Origin of the sequence: Pseudomonas sp. NY15374 (genome assembly GCF_048068255.1) — a bacterium.
Lineage (GTDB): Bacteria > Pseudomonadota > Gammaproteobacteria > Pseudomonadales > Pseudomonadaceae > Aquipseudomonas > Aquipseudomonas machongensis.
Genome location: NZ_JBLUPZ010000018.1, coordinates 72676 through 91994, shown reverse-complemented (window position 1 = coordinate 91994; position 19319 = coordinate 72676). Strand labels below are relative to the sequence as shown.

Below are 19319 nucleotides of genomic sequence, written 5' to 3'. Positions count from 1 at the left end.
CCTGGCACGGGCTACGCCCGTGTTCGCGGGACAAGCCCGCTCCCACAGGGGATTGGGCTGGCTTCTAGATTTTGAGCAAGACAGTTGCTCCCACAGGGATTGGGCTGGTCTTTAGATTTTGAGCAAGACCGTTGCTCCTACAAGAGCTCCGCAACTTTCTGAATACTGCGGTGTTAATTGTGGGAGCGGGCTTGTCCCGCGATCACTGGCGAAGCCGGTGCCATGCAGCGCGTTATCTTGTTCGCGGGACAAGTCGGGGCGCCGAACCGCCGCTCCCAGGCTAACTCACTCCTCAAGCCCAAGCCGCTCGACCAGCGCCGCCGCATACCCCGGCAACCCGGCAAAATCCCGGGCGCACAGCTGCAGCCGACGATTGGCCCAGTCTTCCTCCAGCGCCACCCAGCGCAAGGGCAGCACCCCCTCCCAGCGTCTCACCGAGGCCAACGGCACGACGCCGACCCCGGCACCCCCGGCCACCATGCGGATCACACCGTCAAAACCCTCGGCCCGCACCCGCACCTGCATCCGCCGCCCGAGGCGTAGTGCTTGTTCTTCCAGGTGCAAGGCGAGGGCGCTGTCCGCTGCCAATCCCACATGACCGTGTACCAGGCTGTCGACGAATCGCGGCGACGGCTCTGCCGCCAGCGGATGCGTCAGGGGCATGATCAGCACCAGCGGGTCTTCGCGAAACGGCCGCACCTGCAGGTGCTCGCTCGGTGCCGCCGTGGAAATGATGCCCAGGTCCGCAGTCCCCTGGGTGATCGCCTGTACGATGCGCAGGCTCGGTTGCTCCTGCACGTCAACGCTGACGCCGGGAAACGCCACCAGGTATGCAGCCAGCAACTCCGGCAGATATTCGGTCAGCGCCGCGGTATTGCACAGCAGGCGCACCTGCCCCTGTTGGCCTTGGGCATATTGGCCAAGGTCGTACTGCAACCGCTCGACCTGCTGGGCGATCAGCCGCGCATGCTGCAACAGCGCCTGGCCCGCAGGTGTTGGCTGCACCCCTCGCCGGTTGCGTTCGAGCAGGGCAATGCCCAGCGAGGTTTCCATGGCGCGGATGCGCGCACTGGCCGCAGGCAGCGAAAGATGGCTGCGGCGGGCACCGGCGGTGATGTTGCCGCATTCGAGCGTGTGGCGGAAAAGGCTAAGGTCGATCAGGTCGAAATGCATGTGCCTCTGTCCTGGCAAGAGTCTGGCTGAGTATATGGCAGATTTTCAGCCCATCGCCGAGGGTGCAGGATGGCGCCATGAATACCTTTACTGCGTTGTATCAAGACATGGGGCTGGCGCTTTCGCTGCTGGTTATCTTTACCTTCGCCCTGGCCGGTGCGGTCAAGGGCGTGATCGGCCTGGGAATGCCGACCATCGCCATGGGCCTGCTCGGGCTGGCTATGCCTCCGGCGCAGGCAGCGGCGTTGCTGATCGTGCCTTCTACTCTCACCAACCTGTGGCAGCTCGCCTCTGGTGGCCACCTGCGTGGGCTACTCAAGCGCCTGGGCGGCATGCTGGTGATGATCGTCGTGGGTACGCTGCTGGGCAGTCTGTGGCTTGGCATCGACAGTGGCCCTTGGGCGGCGCATGCGCTCGGCGGGGCACTGCTGGTGTATGCGTTGTATGGGCTGGTGGGGCCGGGCTTGCGGGTCGCGCCGCAATGGGAATCGTGGCTGGGGCCGCTGTGTGGCTTGCTGACCGGTGTGGTGACGGCAGCGACCGGGGTATTCGTGATGCCCGGTGTGCCCTACCTGCAGGGCCTGGGGCTGAATCGCGATGAGCTGGTCCAGGCGATGGGGCTGTCGTTCACGGTCTCGACCCTCGCCCTGGCACTTGGCCTGGCCGGGCAGGACGCGCTCGACGGCCCGGCCCTGGGTGCGTCATTGCTGATGCTGGTGCCCGCCCTGCTCGGCATGTTCGCCGGCACCTGGCTGCGTCGGCGCATCAGCGCCGCGCTGTTCAAGCGCTGCTTTTTCATCGGCCTGGCGCTGCTCGGCGGGCACCTGTTGATCAACGGCTAGCGGAAGACGGGCTGAGCATCTCGATCATCTGGATATCGAAGTCGCGCTCCAGATAGTCCATGCGCTTCTCGAAGAACGCAGCCATGTGCGGCAGCGCCGAGTGCAGGTCGAGGGCGGCCTTGTCGGCCCAGACCTCGTAGAACACGAACAGGCTCGGATCTTCCTTGTCACGCAGCATGTGGTACTCGATGCAGCCGGGCTCCTGGCGGCTCGGTTCGACGTAGGCGCGGAACAGGGTTTCGAAGGCTTCGGCCTTTTCAGGGCGGGTCTTGGCTTTGAGGATGAAAGCGAACTGCTCACTCATGGCGATGGCCTGTGCGGGGGAAAGTGAGCAGATTGTATTGCAATAATCAGATGTCTATTCGTGACTTGAAGGCAAATGTATTTTGCCGCCACCCGGCTTTTTCCTGCGCTCGCGACTGCCTAATCTGCCGCCATCACTTTTGACTCGGTCGGCAGGCGTACTTGCCTCGGGCCGACCCAGACCTGCGAGGCTCACCATGAAAAAGATTCTTCTACTCAACGGCGGCAAACAGTTCGCTCATTCCGACGGCCGCCTGAACCGCACCCTGCACGAGGCCGCCCTGGCCTATCTGGACCGCGCCGGTTTCGATGTGCAGCAGACCTTTATCGACGGTGGCTATGACGTCAAGGAAGAGGTGCAGAAATTCCTCTGGGCGGACGTGGTCATCTATCAGATGCCAGGTTGGTGGATGGGCGCGCCCTGGACCGTGAAGAAGTACATCGATGATGTCTTCACCGAAGGCCATGGCAGCCTGTACGCCAACGATGGCCGTACCCGTTCCGATGCCTCGCAGAAGTACGGCAGCGGCGGCCTGATCCAGGGCAAGCAGTACATGCTCTCATTGACTTGGAACGCACCGCAGCAGGCCTTCGACGATCCGACCGACTTCTTCGAAGGCAAAGGTGTGGATGCGGTGTACTTCCCGTTCCACAAGGCCAATCAGTTCCTTGGCATGACCGGCCTGCCGACCTTCCTGGCGGTGGATGTGATGAAGCGCCCGGATGTGCCGGCAGCACTGGCAGCGTATGAAGCGCACCTGGCGAAGGTGTTCGGCAAGGCCGAGTGATGACGCGGCGCCACTTGCGCCGTGATCGCCCAGCAGCTATCAATCAGCACTACCCCAAGCCCAAGGCCGCCGCGTGAAAACCCGATCCGAAGAACTCCAGGTATTCGTCGCCGTCATCGACTGCGGTTCGATCTCCGCCGCCGCCGAGCAGATGGGCCAGACCCCGTCGGCGGTGAGTCGCACCCTGTCGCGCCTGGAGGGCAAGCTTGGGACCACGCTGGTCAACCGCACCACCCGGCGCATGGACCTGACCGAGGAAGGGCGTTTCTTCCTCGAGCGTTCGCGGGCCATCCTTGAGCAGATGGACGACATGGAAGAGCGCCTGTCGATGAATCGCCAGACCCCATCCGGGCGTTTGCGGATCAACGCCGCTGCACCGTTCATGCTGCATGCCATCCTGCCGTGGATCGGCGAGTTTCGCCGCCAGTACCCCGGCATCGAGCTCGAGCTCAATACCGACGACCTGATCATTGACCTGCTGGAACAGAGCACCGACGTGGCCATTCGCATCGGTGAACTGGCCGATTCCAGCCTGCACGCCCGATCGCTGGGGTGCAGCCCCGTGCAGGTGCTCGCCAGCCCGGATTACCTGGCCCGGCGCGGCACACCGCAGAAGGTCGAAGACCTCAGTGCGCACTGCCTGCTGGGGTTCAGCGCACCCGAAACGCTCAATCAATGGCCGTTGCGCCATGCTCAGGGCGATCGCTGGCCGATCCGCCCGGCGATCCTCGCCTCCAGCGGCGAGACCCTGCGCCAGCTGGCATTGGCCGGTGAGGGCATTGTCAGCCTGTCGCATTTCATGACTCACGAAGACATTCGCGCTGGCCGCCTGCAGGTGGTGCTGGCCGAGGCCAACAACGGCTATCGCCAGCCGATCCACGCGGTCTACTACCGCAATACTCAACTGGCGCTGCGCATCCAGTGCTTCCTCGACTTCATCCAGCGCAAGCTATCGATGTACGCCTGCTGAGTTACCTGAACGCGACAGATTTGCCCAAAGACGCCTCCCTTCCTGTGTGCCGTTTGCTTAGTCGCAACGGTTGAGCCTTAAATGAGTGCTCGACAAAAACAACACCAAGGAAGTGTCATGCGTATCGTCATGTTCCAGTCCCTGGCCCTCGGGGCCGCGATCCTGAGCTGTTCTTCCGCCTATGCCGTGACGCTCGAAGGTGGCGCGGTGGCGGCGCCCGATCAATATGGCGCACAGGTAGCCGCCGACATTCTCAAGAAGGGCGGTAACGCGGTGGATGCCGCGGTCGCCACCGCCTTCACCCTGGCGGTCACCTACCCGGAAGCCGGCAACATCGGCGGTGGTGGGTTCATGACCCTGTTCGTCGACGGCAAGCCGTACTTCCTCGACTATCGTGAAGTCGCGCCCAAGGCCGCCACGCGCAACATGTACCTGGACGACAAGGGCGAGGTCATCGAAAACCTCAGCCTGGTTGGCGTGCGCGCTGCTGGCGTGCCCGGCACGGTGATGGGCCTGTGGGAGGCGCACCAGAAGTTCGGCAAGCTCAAGTGGAGCGAGCTGCTTACCCCGGCCATCGGCTACGCGCAGAACGGCTTCAAGATCGCGCAGAAGCAATACCAGTACCGCGACGATGCCCAGGGCCTGTTCAAGACCGCCACCAACTTCAATGACTACTTCGGCAACATGAAGGTCGGTGAGCTGTTCAAGCAACCCGAGCTGGCCAAGACCCTGGAGCGCATCGCCGACAAGGGCGTCAGCGAGTTCTACCAGGGCAAGACCGCTGACCTGCTGGTGGCGCAGATGCAGGCCGACAAGGGCCTGATCACCAAGGAAGACCTGAAGGACTACAAGGCCGTGTGGCGCGATCCGATCGCCATCGACTGGCGTGGCAATGTGGTCTATACCGCGCCACCGCCAAGCTCTGGTGGCGTCGCTCTGGCCCAGCTGTTGGGCATCAAGGAAGACCGCGCAGCCGACTTCAAAGGAGTCGAGCACAACTCGGCGAAGTACATCCACCTGCTGGCCGAGACCGAGAAGCGCGTGTTCGCCGACCGCGCCGACTACCTGGGCGACCCGGCCTTCACCAAGGTGCCGGTCAAGGAGCTGGTGGCCAAGGACTACCTCGCCAAGCGCGCGGCGCAGGTCAACCCCAATGCGATCTCCGACACCGACAAGGTCAAGCCGGGCCTGGAGCCGCACCAGACCACGCACTTCTCCATCGTCGACAAGCAGGGTAATGCGGTGAGCAACACCTATACCCTGAACCTCGACTATGGCAGCGGCGTGGTGGTCAAGGGCGCGGGCTTCCTGCTCAACGACGAGATGGACGATTTCAGCGCCAAGCCGGGAGCGGCCAACGCCTTTGGCGTGGTGGGTGGGGATGCCAACGCCATCGAGCCGGGCAAGCGCATGCTCTCGTCCATGAGCCCGAGCCTGGTCACCCGCGACGGCAAGCTGACCCTGGTGGTCGGTACGCCCGGTGGTTCGCGGATCTTCACCTCGATCTTCCAGGTGATGAACAACCTGTACGACTATGGCATGCCGCTGGAAAAAGCCGTGGCCGCCCAGCGCGTGCACCATCAGTTGCTGCCCAAGGACACCATCTATTTCGACAGCTATGCACCGCTCAAAGGGCAGGTGGCAGAGGATCTGAAGAAAATGGGCTACGTGCTTGAGGACCAAGGCTGGGAGATGGGCGATATCCAGGCGATCCGGGTCACCGGCGACAAGCTCGAGACCGCATCCGATCCGCGCGGACGCGGGGTAGGGTTGATCGTCAAGTAATACCCTTGGCGAGCACCGGCGCAGCCGGTGCCATCCGCCGTGTGTCTGCTTCGCAGCGCTTCGGCGCCCCGACAAACCCGCTCCCGCAGGTACCCCGCCGAGCTCAACCGCAGCGGGGAACCTGCGGGATGCGCTTCAAACGCGGAAGTGGCTGACCATCGTCTGCAATTGCCCACCCAACCGCGCCAGTTCCACGCTTGACGCCGCTGTCTCCTCGCTGGCCGCCGCCGTTTGCTCCGACACATCGCGCACATTCATGATGCTGCGGCCGATCTCGTCGGCCACGGCGCTCTGCTGCTCGGCTGCCGCTGCAATCTGCTGGTTCATCGCCTGGATCCCCGACACGGTGCGGGTGATGCTGGCCAATGAGGTGCCTGCCTTGCGTGCCAGTTCCACGCTGCTGTCGGTCAGCCCGCTGCTGCCTTGCATGGCGTTGGCCACGCGCTGGGTGCCGTTCTGCAGGCTGGCGACCAGCTCTTCGATCTCTTCGGTGGATTTCTGCGTGCGCTGGGCCAGGGCACGGACCTCATCGGCGACCACCGCAAAGCCGCGCCCGGCTTCACCGGCACGCGCCGCTTCTATGGCGGCATTCAGTGCCAGTAGATTGGTCTGCTGCGCCACCGACTTGATCACGTCCATGACGCTGCCGATCTTCTGGCTTTCCTGTTGCAGCAGGTTCATCGCCTCGGTGGAGTGCTGTACTTCAGCGGCCAGGCGTTCGATCTGGCCGATGGCCTCGTTCACCACCCTGTCGCCGGCACGGGCCTCGCCGTCGGCCTGGGTGGCGGCCTGGGATGCCTGCTCGGCATTGCGTGCGACCTCCTGTACGGTCGCCGTCATCTCGTGCATGGCGGTGGCGACCTGGTCGGTCTCGACCTTCTGATTGTTGACCCCGGCACTGGTCTGCTCGGTCACCGCCGACAGTTCCTCGGCGGCGCTGGCGATCTGGGTCACGCCGTCGCGGATACCGGTGATCAGTGCGCGCAGGGTGTCGCCCATGCCCGCGATGCCCTGCTGCAGGGCACCGAGTTCGTCACGCCGGGTGATTTCCAGGCGCTGGCTGAGGTCGCCTTCGGCGATCTTCTTCACCACCTCGAGGGTTTCCTGCAAGGGGCGGGTGATCTGGCGGGTGATGATCACGGCGCCAAGCAGGCAGAACACCAGCGCCAGCAGCGCCACGCCCAGTTGCAGGTTGCGCGCCCGGGCGGTATCGACGTCGCGTCTGCCAAGTTCGATCTTGTACAGCTCGTCGCTGCGCTTGGTGATCTGCGCCTGCTCCTCGATCATTTCCTGGCGTGCCGTGGCGATCGCCGCCCGGGCGTCGCGTACCGGCTGCTCGGCGTCGGGTTTGCTGGCGATGGCGCGGTAGCCCTGGCGCATCTTGTCCAGCGAGGCGCGGTACTGGTCGATGTAGGTGGCCTGTTCGCGCAGCAGTTGCAGGCTCTGGGGGTGGTCGAAGCTGGCGAGCAGTTCCTGCTTGTGCTGTTCGAAGGTGTCCAGGCGGGCCAGCACGGTGGCGGCGGCGCTCTCGTCGCCATCGGCGAGCATGTATTGCAGACGCGCCACGCGCAGGTTGTTCAGGTGCGTGTTGAACTGGGTGATCTGCCCCATCGAGTTGCTGCGTGCGACGAGGTTTTCCAGGCTGTTCCAGCCGGTCAAGGCCAGTGCAGTGGTGAGTAGAAGGACCAGGCCGAAGCCCAGCATCAGTTTGAGTTTGACGCTGATGTTGGCAAACCAGTTGCTCATGGAGGTTCCCCGGGGGAAAGCGCCTGCTCGCGGGATTTCCCGTCACACGGCATTTGTTTTTGTGATGGGCCCTCCGTTGCCGCAGAAGAGATATCGGCAATGTTTGCAGGAGCTGAAACGCCGTTCAGCAGATTTTTTGGGGGAAGGATTGGGGCCGCGACGCGGCCCCGGAAGGCGTGGTCAGACGCGGAAATGGCTGACCAGGGTTTGCAACTGTCCACCCAGGCGCGCCAGCTCGACGCTGGAGGCGGCTGTCTCGTCGCTCGCGGCGGCGGTCTGCTCGGACACATCGCGTACGTTGAGGATGCTTCGGCTGATCTCTTCGGCCACGGCACTCTGCTGCTCTGCGGCGGCGGCGATTTGCTGGTTCATCGATTGGATGCCCGACACGGTACTGGTGATGTTCTCCAGCGACGCGCCGGCCTTGCGTGCCAGTTCCACGCTGCTGTCGGTCAGGGTGCGGCTGCCGAGCATGGCGTTGGCCACCTGCTGCGTGCCGTTCTGCAGGCTGGCGACCAGCTCTTCGATCTCTTCGGTGGACTTCTGCGTGCGCTGCGCCAAGCCACGCACTTCGTCGGCGACCACGGCGAACCCACGCCCCGCCTCACCGGCGCGAGCCGCTTCGATGGCGGCGTTGAGCGCCAACAGGTTGGTCTGCTCGGCCACCGACTTGATCACGTCCATGACACTGCCGATCTTCTGGCTTTCCTGTTGCAGCAGATTCATCGCTTCGGTGGAGCGGTTGACCTCGGCGGCCAAGCGCTCGATCTGGTTGATCGCCTCGCCCACCACTTTGTCACCGGCACGGGCTTCGCCGTCGGCGTTGGTTGCTGCAAGCGACGCCTGTTCGGCGTTGCGCGCGACTTCCTGCACGGTGGCGGCCATTTCGTGCATGGCGGTGGCGACCTGGTCGGTCTCGACCTTCTGGCTGTTGGCACCGGCGCTGGTCTGCTCGGTCACCGCCGACAGCTCCTCGGCTGCACTGGCGATCTGGGTAACACCGTCACGGATGCCGCTGATGAGGTCGCGCAGGGTCGTACCCATGCGCGCAATGCCTTGCTGCAGCACGCCCAGTTCGTCGCGGCGGGTGACCTGCAGGTTGTGGGTCAGGTCGCCACCGGCGATCTTCTCCACCACGGCGAGGGTCTCGCGCAGCGGGCGGGTGATCTGGCGGGTGATGATCACGGCGGCGAGTACGCCGATGAGCAGGGCCAGCAGCGTCGCGCCGATCTGCAGGGTGCGGGCCTCGGCACTTTCGATGTCACGACGTTCGAGCTGGATCTTGTACAGGTCGTCGCTGAGCTTGACGATGTCGCCGCCCTGCACGGTCATTTCCTGACGGGACACAGCGATCTGGGCTGTCGAGGCGCTGAGCTGGCGAACCGACTCGCCATAGGCACGCACTGCGCCTTCGAACTGCTCGATGGCAGCGCCATCGCTGGTCAGCTGGCGCTTGAGGCCGTCGATCTCGGTGAAGGTCTGCTGCAGTTGGCGCAGCACCGCTTGCTCGGCGACGTCGCTTGGCGCCGCGACATAGCTGCGTACGTCCAGGCGCAACTGGGTAAGCTGCTGGCGTGCCTTGCTGATTACCAGGTATTGCTGCAAGCGGGTCGCATCGCTTTCGTCACGGGCCAGGACATCCTTGCTGATCGTTTCGATCAACTGGATCGCCTTGGTCGCGTTCTGGTCGAGGGTTTCACGGGCCGCAAGGGTGATCTTGTAGCCTGCGCGCATCTTGTCGAGCGAGATGCGATAGTCGGCGATGATCTTGCCCAGCTCACGCAGCAGCTTGAGGTTCTCGGGGCTCTTGAAGGTGCTTTCCAGGTGCTGCTGCTGGGCGCTGAAGGTTTCCAGCTTCGCCAGCGTGTTGGCGGCGGCGGCGTCGTCGCCGTTGGCGATCATGTATTGCAGGCGCGCCACGCGCAGATTGGTCAGGTCAGTGTTGAGGCGGGTAATGTCGCTCATCCAGTTGCTGCGATTGATGAGGCTGCCCAGGCTGGTCCAACTGGCCAGGGCCAGCAGGCCGGTCAATACCAGGACCAGGCCGAAGCCCAGCCCGAGTTTGAGGTTCACGCTCTTGTCGGCAAACCATCTGTTCATGCACGCTCTCCAGAAAATGTGTCTTGCAAAATCTCACGTCGCCGGGCGTTGTTCTTGTAGGGGCCAGCTGATGGGTCCACGGGGTTATCGGCCGAATCGGCTGCGGCTGAAACGTTTATCAGCAGAAAAATGACCCATTGGTCGTATTGCGTTCTGGAGAGGCGCTGCAACGCCCGTTGCAGCAGGGCGTTACAGGTTGCGTGCGTTGAAGGTGTCGCAGCGGTTGAGATCGCCACTGCCGAAGCCAGCCTTGAACCAGCGTACCCGCTGCGCCGAGGTGCCATGGGTGAAGGAGTCGGGCACCACGCGCCCTTGCCCCTGTTGCTGGAGGCGGTCGTCGCCGATGGCGTTGGCGGCGTTGAGTGCCTCTTCGACATCGCCGGGCTCCAGCCAGTTGAGACGTTTCTGAGCCTGGTAGGCCCAGACACCGGCCAGGCAGTCGGCCTGCAGTTCCTGGCGTACCAGCAGGCCATTGTCGCCCTCAAGGCGCTGGCCGCTGCGGCGTGCGGCATCGACCTTGGCCGAGACGCCGAGCAGGGTTTGTACGTGGTGGCCAATTTCGTGGGCGATCACGTAGGCCTGGGCGAAGTCGCCGGCGGCAGCGAAGCGGGTTTCCATTTCGCGGAAGAACGACATGTCCAGGTACACCCGCTGATCAGCCGGGCAATAGAAGGGGCCGACCGCCGAGGAGGCGAAGCCGCACGCGGAGTTGACCTGGCCGCTGAACAGCACCAGCTTGGGGTCGCGGTATTGCTTGCCGGCCTGGGCGAACAGGGCTTTCCAGGTATCTTCGGTGTCGCCCAGGATCGAGGCGACGAACTCGGCCTGTTGGTCATTGGCCGGCGGTGCCTTGCCGCCAGCACCGCTGGGCGCTGCCTGCTGTTGCTCCATCTGGCCGGCGAGCTGGCCGAGGATCTGCAGCGGATCCTGGCCGGTGATCCAGCCGATGCCGATGATCAGCAGCACGGCGCCCAGCCCCAGGCCCTTGCCACCGCCGAAGCGCATCCCGCCGCCACCGCCTTCGCCGCGTGCATCCACCACATTGTCGCTGCGTCGGCCTTTTCGCCAATCCATAGAAGTTCTCCGCTGTGAGGGTCGTGCCTGGTTGAAGGGCCGTGGGCTCTGCGCAGCCAGCACCGCAGTCCATCCAGAATAGTCCAGCGCTTCAGATCAGGTGGTCTGACGAAAAGTTGCATAACCAAATGGTTATGTCTGGCGCCCATGTTTTCAGTTTTCGCCCTGCGCGACCTGCCGGAAACTGCAAGTCCGCCTGCCACGCACAGGTGGTTCGAACAATTCCAAGAGAGGAAAACGGCATGCCCGCTCAGGACACCAGCCGCTTCGTGATCCGTGATCGCAACTGGCACCCCAAGGCCCTCACGCCTGATTACAAGACATCCATCGCCCGCTCGCCGCGCCAGGCGCTGGTGAGCATTGCCCAGTCGGTCAGCGAAAGTACCGGCCCTGATTTTTCCCAACTGCGCTTCGGCGAGCATGACCATGACCTGTTGCTGAACTTCAACAACGGTGGCCTGCCGATCGGTGAGCGCATCATCGTTGCCGGGCGGGTCGTCGACCAGTACGGCAAGCCGGTGCCCAATACCCTGGTGGAGATGTGGCAGGCCAACGCCGGTGGTCGCTACCGCCACAAGAACGACCGCTACCTGGCCCCGCTCGATCCCAACTTCGGTGGCGTAGGTCGCTGCCTGACCGACCGTGACGGCTACTACAGCTTCCGCACCATCAAGCCCGGCCCCTATCCCTGGCGCAACGGCCCCAACGACTGGCGTCCGGCGCACATCCACTTCTCCATCAGCGGACCTTCGATTGCCACCAAGCTGATCACCCAACTGTATTTCGAAGGTGATCCGCTGATTCCGATGTGCCCGATCGTCAAGTCGATCGCCAACCCGGACGCGGTGCAGCGCCTGATCGCCCGGCTCGACATGAGCCACGCCAACCCGATGGACTGCCTGGCCTATCGCTTCGACATCGTGCTGCGTGGCCAGCGCCAGACCCACTTCGAGAATCGCTGAGGAGACCCGTCATGCCTATCGAACTGCTGCCGGAGACCCCCTCGCAGACCGCCGGCCCCTATGTGCACATCGGCCTGGCCCTGAAAGCTGCCGGTAACCCGACCCGCGACCAGGAAATCTGGAACCGCCTGGCCCGCCCGGAGGCTCCGGGCGAGCACATCCTGCTGATCGGCCAGGTGTACGATGGCAATGGCCATCTGGTGCGTGATTCCTTCCTCGAGGTGTGGCAGGCCGACGCCAACGGCCACTACCAGGACATGTTCAACCTGGAGAACACCTTCAACAGCTTCGGCCGGACCGCCACCACCTTCGATGCAGGTGAATGGACCTTGCACACGGTCAAGCCAGGCGTGGTGAACAATGCTGCCGGGGTGCCGATGGCACCGCACATCAACATCAGCCTGTTCGCCCGGGGGATCAATATCCACCTGCATACCCGCTTGTATTTCGATGACGAGGCCGAGGCCAACGCCAAGTGCCCGGTGCTCAACCTGATCGAGCAGCCGCAGCGGCGCGAGACGCTGATCGCCAAGCGTTGCGAGGTCGATGGGAAGACGGCGTATCGCTTCGATATCCGTATTCAAGGGGAAGGGGAGACGGTGTTCTTCGACTTCTGAACGAATGCCGGGGCCTGACAGGTGGCCCCGGCCATCCATCGATCAGCGCCGGACCAGCAGGACCCCGCTTTCCATGTGGTGGGTGTAGGGGAACTGGTCGAACAGCGCGCAGCGTTCGATACGGTGGGTATCGTGCAGTTGAGCGATGTTCTGCGCCAGCGTCTCGGGGTTGCAGGAGATGTACAGGATCCGCTCGAAACGCCGGGTCAGCTCGCAGGTGTCCGGGTCCATGCCGGCGCGTGGCGGGTCGACGAACACGGTGCCGAAGTCGTAGCTTTTCAGGTCGATGCCTTCCAGGCGACGGAATGGGCGGACCTCGTTCAGCGCCTCGGTCAGTTCCTCGGCCGACAGGCGTACGAGGCGCACGTTGTCGATGCCGTTTTCGTCGAGGTTGTGCAGGGCGGCGTTGACCGAGGTCTTGCTGATCTCGGTGGCCAGCACCTGGCGCGCGCGGGTGGCCAGGGGCAGGGTGAAGTTGCCGTTGCCGCAGTACAGCTCCAGCAGGTCGTCGCTGCGCTCGCCCATCGCCTCGCAGGCCCAGCCCAACATCTTCTGGTTCACTGCCCCGTTGGGCTGGGTGAAGGCGCCTTCAGGCTGGCGGTAGCTGAAGGTGCGGCCGGCGATGTCGAGTTTCTCCACGGCATAGTCACGGCCGATCACCACGCGCTTGCCTTTGGAACGACCGATCACGCTGACGCCCAGTTGTGCGGCCAGTTGCTGCGCGGCAGCTTCCCAGGCCTCGTCGAGCGGGCGGTGATAGCACAGGGTGACCATGGCATCGCCGGCCAGTGTGGTCAGGAACTCGACCTGGAACAGACGATTGCTCAGGTCTTCGTTGCCCTGCCAGGCGGCCTTGAGACGGGGCATCAGTTCATTGATGCGCTGGCTGGCGATGGGGAAGTCGTCGATGAGAATTGCCTTGTGCTTCTCGCCCGGGGCGAACATCGCGTAGTGGCGTTGACCCTCTTCGCGCCACAGGCGGAACTCTGCGCGCAGGCGATAGTGCTCGCGCGGCGACTCGAACACGGCAGGTTGCGGTGCATCGAAGGGCGCCAACAGCTCGCGCAGGCGCTCGACCTTGGCCTGCAGTTGGGTCGTGTATTGCGAAGGGTCGAAGACGGCACTCATGCGTTGAACCAGCCCAGCTTGATGACGAACAGAATGGACAGGATCACCAGGGCCGGGTTCAGGTCGCGATGACGACCGGAGATCAGCTTGATGGCGGTCCAGGCGATGAAGCCGAAGGCGATGCCGTTGGCGATCGAATAGGTCAATGGCATGGCCAGGGCGGTGACCACTACCGGCGCGGCCTCGGTGACGTCGTCCCAGTTGATCTCGGCCAGGCCCGAGGCCATCAGCACGGCAACGAACAGCAGTGCCGGCGCGGTGGCGTAGGCCGGCACGCTACCGGCCAGCGGCGCGAAGAACAGCGCCAGCAGGAACAGCACGGCTACCACGATGGCGGTCAGGCCGGTGCGTCCGCCGGCACTTACGCCGGCAGCCGATTCGATATAGCTGGTGGTGGTCGAGGTGCCCAGCAGCGAGCCGGCCATGGCTGCGGTGCTGTCGGCGATCAGCGCACGGCCCATCTTCGGCATGTGGCCGTCCTTGCCCATCAGGCCGGCGCGCTTGGCCACGCCGATCAGGGTGCCGGAGTTGTCGAACAGGTCGACGAACAGGAAGGCGAAGATCACGCTGATCAGCCCGACGTCCAGCGCGCCCTTGATGTCCAGTTGCAGGAAGGTCGGGGCCAGCGACGGCGGCATGGAAACGATGCCGCCGAATTGGCTGGCACCCACCAGGATCGACACCACCGTCACGGCGAGGATGCCGATCAGCACGGCGCCGCGTACTTTCAGCGACTCGAGGCCGACGATGAGAAAGAAGCCGAGGGTGGCCAGGATCGGTGCAGGCTGCTTGAGGTCGCCCAGGCCGACCAGGGTGGCTGGGTTATCGACGACGATGCCCGCATTGTGCAGGGCGATGAGTGCCAGGAACAGGCCGATACCGGCGGCGATCGCCGAGCGCAGCGGCAGCGGGATGCTGTTCACGATCCACTCACGGATGCGGAAGATCGACAGCAGGAAGAACAGCACCGCCGAGAGGAATACCGCACCCAGTGCCACCTGCCAGGTGTGGCCCATGTGCAGGACCACGGTGTAGGTGAAGAAGGCGTTCAGGCCCATGCCCGGGGCGAGGGCGATCGGATAGTTGGCGATCAGGCCCATGGTGACCGAGCCGATGGCGGCGGCAAGGCACGTGGCGACGAAGATCGCGCCCTTGTCCATGCCGGTTTCGCCGAGGATGCTCGGGTTGACGAACAGGATGTAGGCCATCGCCAGGAAGGTGGTGACGCCCGCGAGGATCTCGGTGCGCACGTTGGTGTTGTGTGCTTTTAGTTGAAACAGCCTTTCCAGCATGCCTGCTCCCATGGCGCCGCGGCGCCGTGAATGTATTCGACCCCATCAGCAAAGCACAGACCGTACCGGTTGCCGTGGTTTTGTGGGGGCGGAAAAAAGCCGCGCATCATACCAGCATGGGGGGCGGGGGCCTATGGCTGTTGGTCTTTGTGGCGTGGCGCCCACTGTCGGCGCGGCCTGGTGCCGCGAAAGGGCTGCCAGGCAGCCCCATGAAGACTATTGCGGAGTGTGCATGCGGTCGCGGTTGGCCAGGGTCGGGAACAGCTTCATCCACACGCCAGTGACCACCAGCGTGCCCACACCACCCAGCACCACCGCCGGAACTGTGCCAAACCAGTGCGCAGTGACCCCGGATTCGAACTCGCCGAGCTGATTCGAGGCACCAATGAACAGCCCGTTCACCGCGCTGACCCGGCCGCGCATTTCATCGGGTGTCTCCAGTTGCACGAAGGCGCTGCGGATAACCATGCTGATCATGTCTGCCGCGCCCAGTACCACCAGCACCGCCAGCGAGAACCAGAACGAGGTCGACAGACCAAAGGCGATGGTCGCCACGCCGAACACGCCGACGGCGGTGAACATGGTCCGGCCGACCTTTCGTTCTACCGGGAAGCGCGCCAGCCACAGCGACATCAACAAGGCACCTACCGCCGGGGCCGAGCGCAGCAGGCCCAGGCCCCAGGCGCCGGTGAGCAGGATATCCTTCGCGAACACCGGCAGCAGCGCCGTGGCACCGCCGAGCAGTACGGCGAACAGGTCCAGCGAGATGGCGCCAAGGATGTCCGGGCGACTGCGAATGAAGCGGATGCCGGCCAGCAGTGATTCCAGGCTGGCACGGCCGCGCTGGGGTGTCTGCTGGCGCGAGTCGAGGCTGAGCATCAGCAGGCAGGCAATGGCGTACAGCAATACCGTCGGGCCATACACCCAGATGCTGCCGAAAGCGTAGAGCAGGCCGCCGACCGCCGGGGCGACGATGGTCGCTGCCTGGGTCGCTGACGCCGACGCAGCGACGGCGCGCGGGAACAGCCCCGGCGGCACCACGTTGGGGAGCAGTGCCTGGGTCGCAGGCATCTCGAAGGAGCGGGTGGCACCGAGCAGGAACGCCAGCACGAAGATCAGTTCACGGGTGACGCTGTCGGTGGCACTGCCCAGGGCCAGGGCCAGGGCGATGAGCCCTTGCAGGCCCTGGCACAGGGCGGCGACCTTGCGCCGGTCGTAGCGGTCGGCGACATGCCCGGTGTGCAGCATGAACAGCACCCGTGGGGCGAATTCGACCAGGCCGACCAGGCCCAGGTCCAGGACGTTGCCGGTGAGCTGGTAGAGGTGCCAGCCGATGGCCACGGTGAGCATCTGGAAGCCGCTGGCGGTGAAGACCCGCGCAAGCCAGAACGCGATGAACGGACGGTGGTGACGCAACAGCAACGGTGCGGACTCAGACATCGGGGGCCAACGGCAGCGGAAGAAGGGGGCTGCAGATTAGCATTTACTTGTAACAAATGGTTGCTGGCCGCTGTGTCAAATCGCCTGGGTAGCCGCTCCATTGTAGGAGCGGGTTTACCCGCGAAAAAGACACCGCGCTGCCTGGCACGGGCTACGCCCGTGTTCGCGGGACAAGCCCGCTCCCACAGGGGATTGGGCTGGTCTTTAGATTTTGAGCAAGACAGTTGCTCCCACAGGGATTGCGCTGACCTAAATAGCTCGTGCGCGCGTCACCCGGTCCACCAGATAGACCAATCCGTGATAGTCGATACCACTATGGCTCGACAGCCCGATCTCGCAGGTACGGCTGGTGGAAATCCCTTCGCTGCAGTACTGCACGGCATCTTTCAGGCTGCGCAGGGAATGGGCATTGAGCTCTGGCGTGGTGAACCCCTTGTCGCCAGCGAACCCACAGCAGTGGATACCCTCGGGAATCACCACCTGTTTGCTGCAACGCCGCGCGAGGTCGATCAGCGCCTGGCTTTCGCCCAGGTGCTGGGTGCTGCAGGTGACATGTACGGCCACAGGTTCCTCCTGTGGGGTGAACTCCAGCTTGTCGAGCAGATGCGTGCGGATGAAGCGCACCGGGTCGTAAAGATCCAACCGGGTGTCCCCCAGATCCTGTACCAGGCGCAAGGTGCAGGGGCTGGTGTCGCAATAGATTGGATCGAGGCCGCCGCGGCTGGCATGCAGCAGGGCGGCGATCAGTTCCTGGCGCTTGTGCTCGGCCTGCTCGGCGTAGCCCTTGGAAGCAAATGGCTGGCCACAGCAGAGGCTATCGGCGTTGTCGGGGAAGATCACCTGGTAGCCGGCCTTTTCCAGCAGGGCCTGGGTCTTGTCCAGCAACGAGCGCTGCTCGCGATCGTCATAGGCCGGACCCATGACACGCGACACACAGGCCGCAAGGTAAACCACCCGGGGTCGTGCATCGTGGCTTGCCGGGCCGAAGTCGATCGGTTTGAGCGGTTGCGGCATGGCCGCTGTCCACTGCGGCAGGCGACCGTTGCTGACCTTGCGCAGGCCACTGCTGAGGCGCGCCAGGCGTGGGGCACCGAGCAGCTTGCGTGCGCCGTTGGCCGCGGCGAGGGTCAGGCGTGCGCCACTGAGGGCAGAGTGGAAGTGCTCGGCCAGCCAGTCGGCAGTCTTCAGGTGATCGGCGGCCTGGCCGCGCAGTTTCTTCACCAGTTCGCCGGTATTGATCCCCACCGGGCAACGCTGGGCGCACAGGCCGGTAGCGGCACAGGTATCGATACCCTGGTATTGATAGGTTTGCAGCAGCTCGCGAGTGTCGAGGCCGGCACGACGCTTGGCCTGGATATCGCGCCACATGACGATGCGCTGCCGCGGGCTGAGGGTCAGTCCCTTGGACGGGCACACCGGCTCGCAGAAACCGCACTCGATGCATTTGTCGACGATCTCGTCGGCCGCCGGCAGTGGCTTGAGGCTTTTGAGGTGGATGTCCGGATCGTTGCTGAGCACCACATCCGGGTTGAGGATGCCGTTGGGGTCGAGCAAGCGCTTGAGTGCCCACATCAACTGGTAGGCGTCCTTGCCCCATTCCAGCTCGACGAAGGGCGCCATGTTGCGTCCGGTGCCGTGCTCGGCCTTGAGCGAGCCGCCGAACTCCACCGCCACCAGTTGCGCGACGTCCTCCATGAAGGCCTGGTAACGCGCAACTTCCTCGGCGCTGTTGAAGCCCTGGGTGAAAACGAAGTGCAGGTTGCCTTCCAGTGCGTGGCCGAAAATGATCGCCTCGTCATAGCGATGCCTGTCGAACAGCTGGATCAGGCGGTTGACGCCCTCGGCCAGTTGCTCTACCGGGAAGGTCACGTCTTCGATGATCACCGTGGTGCCGGTCTGGCGTACGGCGCCGACGGCAGGGAAGGTGTCCTTGCGAATCTTCCACAGCAGGTTGTACACCGTCGGGTCTTCGCTGAACTCGACCTTCTGCTCGAGCGGGAATTCGGCGATTGACCCCATCACCAGCGCCAGTTGTTCGTGCAGCAGGCTCTGGCTGGCGGCGCGGGACTCGATCAGCAGGGCGCAGGCGTTGCTCGACAGGCCTTTCACCCAGGCCGGCATGCCTGGCATCTCCTGCACCGAGCGCAGGCTGCGGCGGTCGAGCAGCTCGACCGCCGACACGGGCTGGCGCTTGAGCACGGTCACTGCCCGGCAGCAGCTTTCGACAGTGGGAAACACCAGCAGGGCGCTGGCCTTGTGCGGGTGGTCAGGCACGGTGTCATAGGTGACTGCGCTGATGAAACCCAGGGTGCCTTCGGAGCCGACCAGCAGGTGCTGGAGGATATCCAGCGGCTGGTCGTAGTCCACCAGTGCGTTGAGCGAGAGGCCGGTGGTGTTCTTCAGCCTGTACTTGTGGCGGATGCGGTCGGCCAGTTCGGTGTTGGCGCGGGTTTCCCGGCCAAGTCGGGCAAGTTCGTCGAGCAGTGCGGCGTGGCTCTGCTCGAAGGCGGCGACGCTGGCCGGGTCTTCGCTGTCCAGGCGAGTGCCGTCGGCCAGTACCAGGCGCAGGCCAGCAAGAGTGTGGTAGGTGTTCTGCGCGGTACCGCAGCACATGCCGCTGGCATTGTTGGCGACGATACCGCCGATCTTGCAGGCATTGATCGACGCCGGATCAGGTCCGATCTTGCGCCCGTAGGGGGCCAGCCAGGCATTGGCCTGGGCACCGATGACCCCGGGCTGCAGGCGGATCTGTTCGCCCTGGTTGCGAATCTCGCGGCCGTTCCAGTTGTCGCCCAGCACGATCAGCACCGAGTCGCTGATGGCCTGCCCGGAGAGGCTCGTGCCTGCAGCGCGGAAGGTTACCGGCACGCGCTCACGCTGGGCCAGGCGGATCAGCTCGACCACCTCGTCCTCGGATTCGACGCGCACCACCAGCTTGGGGATCAGCCGGTAGAAACTGGCGTCGGTGCCGAAGGCCAGGGTCGAGGTCGGGTCGTCGAAACGGCGTTCGGCAGGGATCAGGCGCTCGGCATCACGCAGGAACGCAGCGGGCAGGCTCATGCAATCTCCTCGCGGGGCCGGCGCGTCTGGCGCGCGACG

General features: G+C 64.2%; 15 protein-coding genes. 6 read left to right on the top strand and 9 right to left on the bottom strand.

Annotation, left to right across the window (positions count from 1 at the left end):
• Positions 1-285 precede the first annotated feature (285 nt).
• Positions 286-1173, bottom strand: coding sequence for a LysR family transcriptional regulator (locus tag ACNFHO_RS26550; protein ID WP_416767866.1), 888 nt, complete (start codon positions 1171-1173; stop codon positions 286-288).
• A gap of 77 nt (positions 1174-1250) precedes the next feature.
• Here ACNFHO_RS26550 and ACNFHO_RS26545 point away from each other — a divergent pair, with 77 nt between their 5' ends.
• Positions 1251-2015, top strand: coding sequence for a sulfite exporter TauE/SafE family protein (locus ACNFHO_RS26545; protein WP_416767865.1), 765 nt, complete (start codon positions 1251-1253; stop codon positions 2013-2015).
• On the opposite strand, the gene ACNFHO_RS26540 is transcribed toward ACNFHO_RS26545, so the two are convergent.
• A complete protein-coding gene (locus tag ACNFHO_RS26540) occupies positions 2005-2319 on the bottom strand; it encodes a putative quinol monooxygenase (protein ID WP_054892647.1) in 315 nt (104 codons plus the stop codon). The genes ACNFHO_RS26545 and ACNFHO_RS26540 overlap by 11 nt on opposite strands.
• A gap of 196 nt (positions 2320-2515) precedes the next feature.
• Here ACNFHO_RS26540 and ACNFHO_RS26535 point away from each other — a divergent pair, with 196 nt between their 5' ends.
• From ACNFHO_RS26535 to ggt, 3 genes are all read left to right on the top strand, one after another.
• The gene (locus ACNFHO_RS26535; RefSeq protein WP_063542698.1) at positions 2516-3106 is read left to right on the top strand and encodes an NAD(P)H-dependent oxidoreductase; all 591 of its coding nucleotides are present in this window, start codon (positions 2516-2518) and stop codon (positions 3104-3106) included.
• A gap of 73 nt (positions 3107-3179) precedes the next feature.
• Positions 3180-4076, top strand: coding sequence for a LysR family transcriptional regulator (locus ACNFHO_RS26530; RefSeq protein ID WP_054892645.1), 897 nt, complete (start codon positions 3180-3182; stop codon positions 4074-4076).
• Positions 4077-4193: 117 nt separating this feature from the next.
• A complete protein-coding gene (gene ggt, locus ACNFHO_RS26525; RefSeq protein ID WP_416767863.1) occupies positions 4194-5861 on the top strand; it encodes a gamma-glutamyltransferase in 1668 nt (555 codons plus the stop codon).
• 135 nt (positions 5862-5996) lie between these two features.
• On the opposite strand, the gene ACNFHO_RS26520 is transcribed toward ggt, so the two are convergent.
• From ACNFHO_RS26520 to ACNFHO_RS26510, 3 genes are all read right to left on the bottom strand, one after another.
• A complete protein-coding gene (locus ACNFHO_RS26520; protein ID WP_416767867.1) occupies positions 5997-7565 on the bottom strand; it encodes a methyl-accepting chemotaxis protein in 1569 nt (522 codons plus the stop codon).
• A 222-nt stretch (positions 7566-7787) separates the two neighbouring features.
• Entirely contained in the window at positions 7788-9707 is a 1920-nt protein-coding gene (locus tag ACNFHO_RS26515) for a methyl-accepting chemotaxis protein (RefSeq protein WP_054892640.1), read from the bottom strand.
• A gap of 189 nt (positions 9708-9896) precedes the next feature.
• Positions 9897-10781 carry a neutral zinc metallopeptidase gene (locus tag ACNFHO_RS26510; protein WP_125930820.1) on the bottom strand — a complete coding sequence of 295 codons (885 nt, stop codon included), beginning with the start codon at positions 10779-10781 and terminating at the stop codon, positions 9897-9899.
• Positions 10782-11023: 242 nt separating this feature from the next.
• Between ACNFHO_RS26510 and pcaH the strand changes: the two genes are divergently transcribed.
• On the top strand, positions 11024-11743 hold the full coding sequence (gene pcaH, locus ACNFHO_RS26505; protein WP_416767862.1) for a protocatechuate 3,4-dioxygenase subunit beta: 720 nt from the start codon (positions 11024-11026) through the stop codon (positions 11741-11743).
• Between the two features lie 11 nt (positions 11744-11754).
• The gene (gene pcaG, locus ACNFHO_RS26500) at positions 11755-12360 is read left to right on the top strand and encodes a protocatechuate 3,4-dioxygenase subunit alpha (protein ID WP_416767861.1); all 606 of its coding nucleotides are present in this window, start codon (positions 11755-11757) and stop codon (positions 12358-12360) included.
• 42 nt (positions 12361-12402) lie between these two features.
• Here the strand turns inward: pcaG and trmA are convergent, their stop codons facing one another.
• The 4 genes from trmA to ACNFHO_RS26480 form a co-directional block, all read right to left on the bottom strand.
• Positions 12403-13488, bottom strand: a complete 1086-nt coding sequence (trmA, locus tag ACNFHO_RS26495) for a tRNA (uridine(54)-C5)-methyltransferase TrmA (RefSeq protein WP_054892636.1) — start codon at positions 13486-13488, stop codon at positions 12403-12405.
• Complete coding sequence (locus ACNFHO_RS26490) at positions 13485-14780, bottom strand: NCS2 family permease (RefSeq protein ID WP_054892635.1); 1296 nt, start codon at positions 14778-14780, stop codon at positions 13485-13487. The genes trmA and ACNFHO_RS26490 overlap by 4 nt, the downstream gene beginning before the upstream one ends.
• Before the next feature lie 216 nt (positions 14781-14996).
• The gene (locus ACNFHO_RS26485; RefSeq protein WP_416767860.1) at positions 14997-16220 is read right to left on the bottom strand and encodes an MFS transporter; all 1224 of its coding nucleotides are present in this window, start codon (positions 16218-16220) and stop codon (positions 14997-14999) included.
• A gap of 249 nt (positions 16221-16469) precedes the next feature.
• Positions 16470-19280: an FAD-binding and (Fe-S)-binding domain-containing protein gene (locus ACNFHO_RS26480; RefSeq protein WP_416767859.1), complete on the bottom strand. Its 2811-nt coding sequence runs from the start codon at positions 19278-19280 to the stop codon at positions 16470-16472.
• Positions 19281-19319 lie beyond the last annotated feature (39 nt).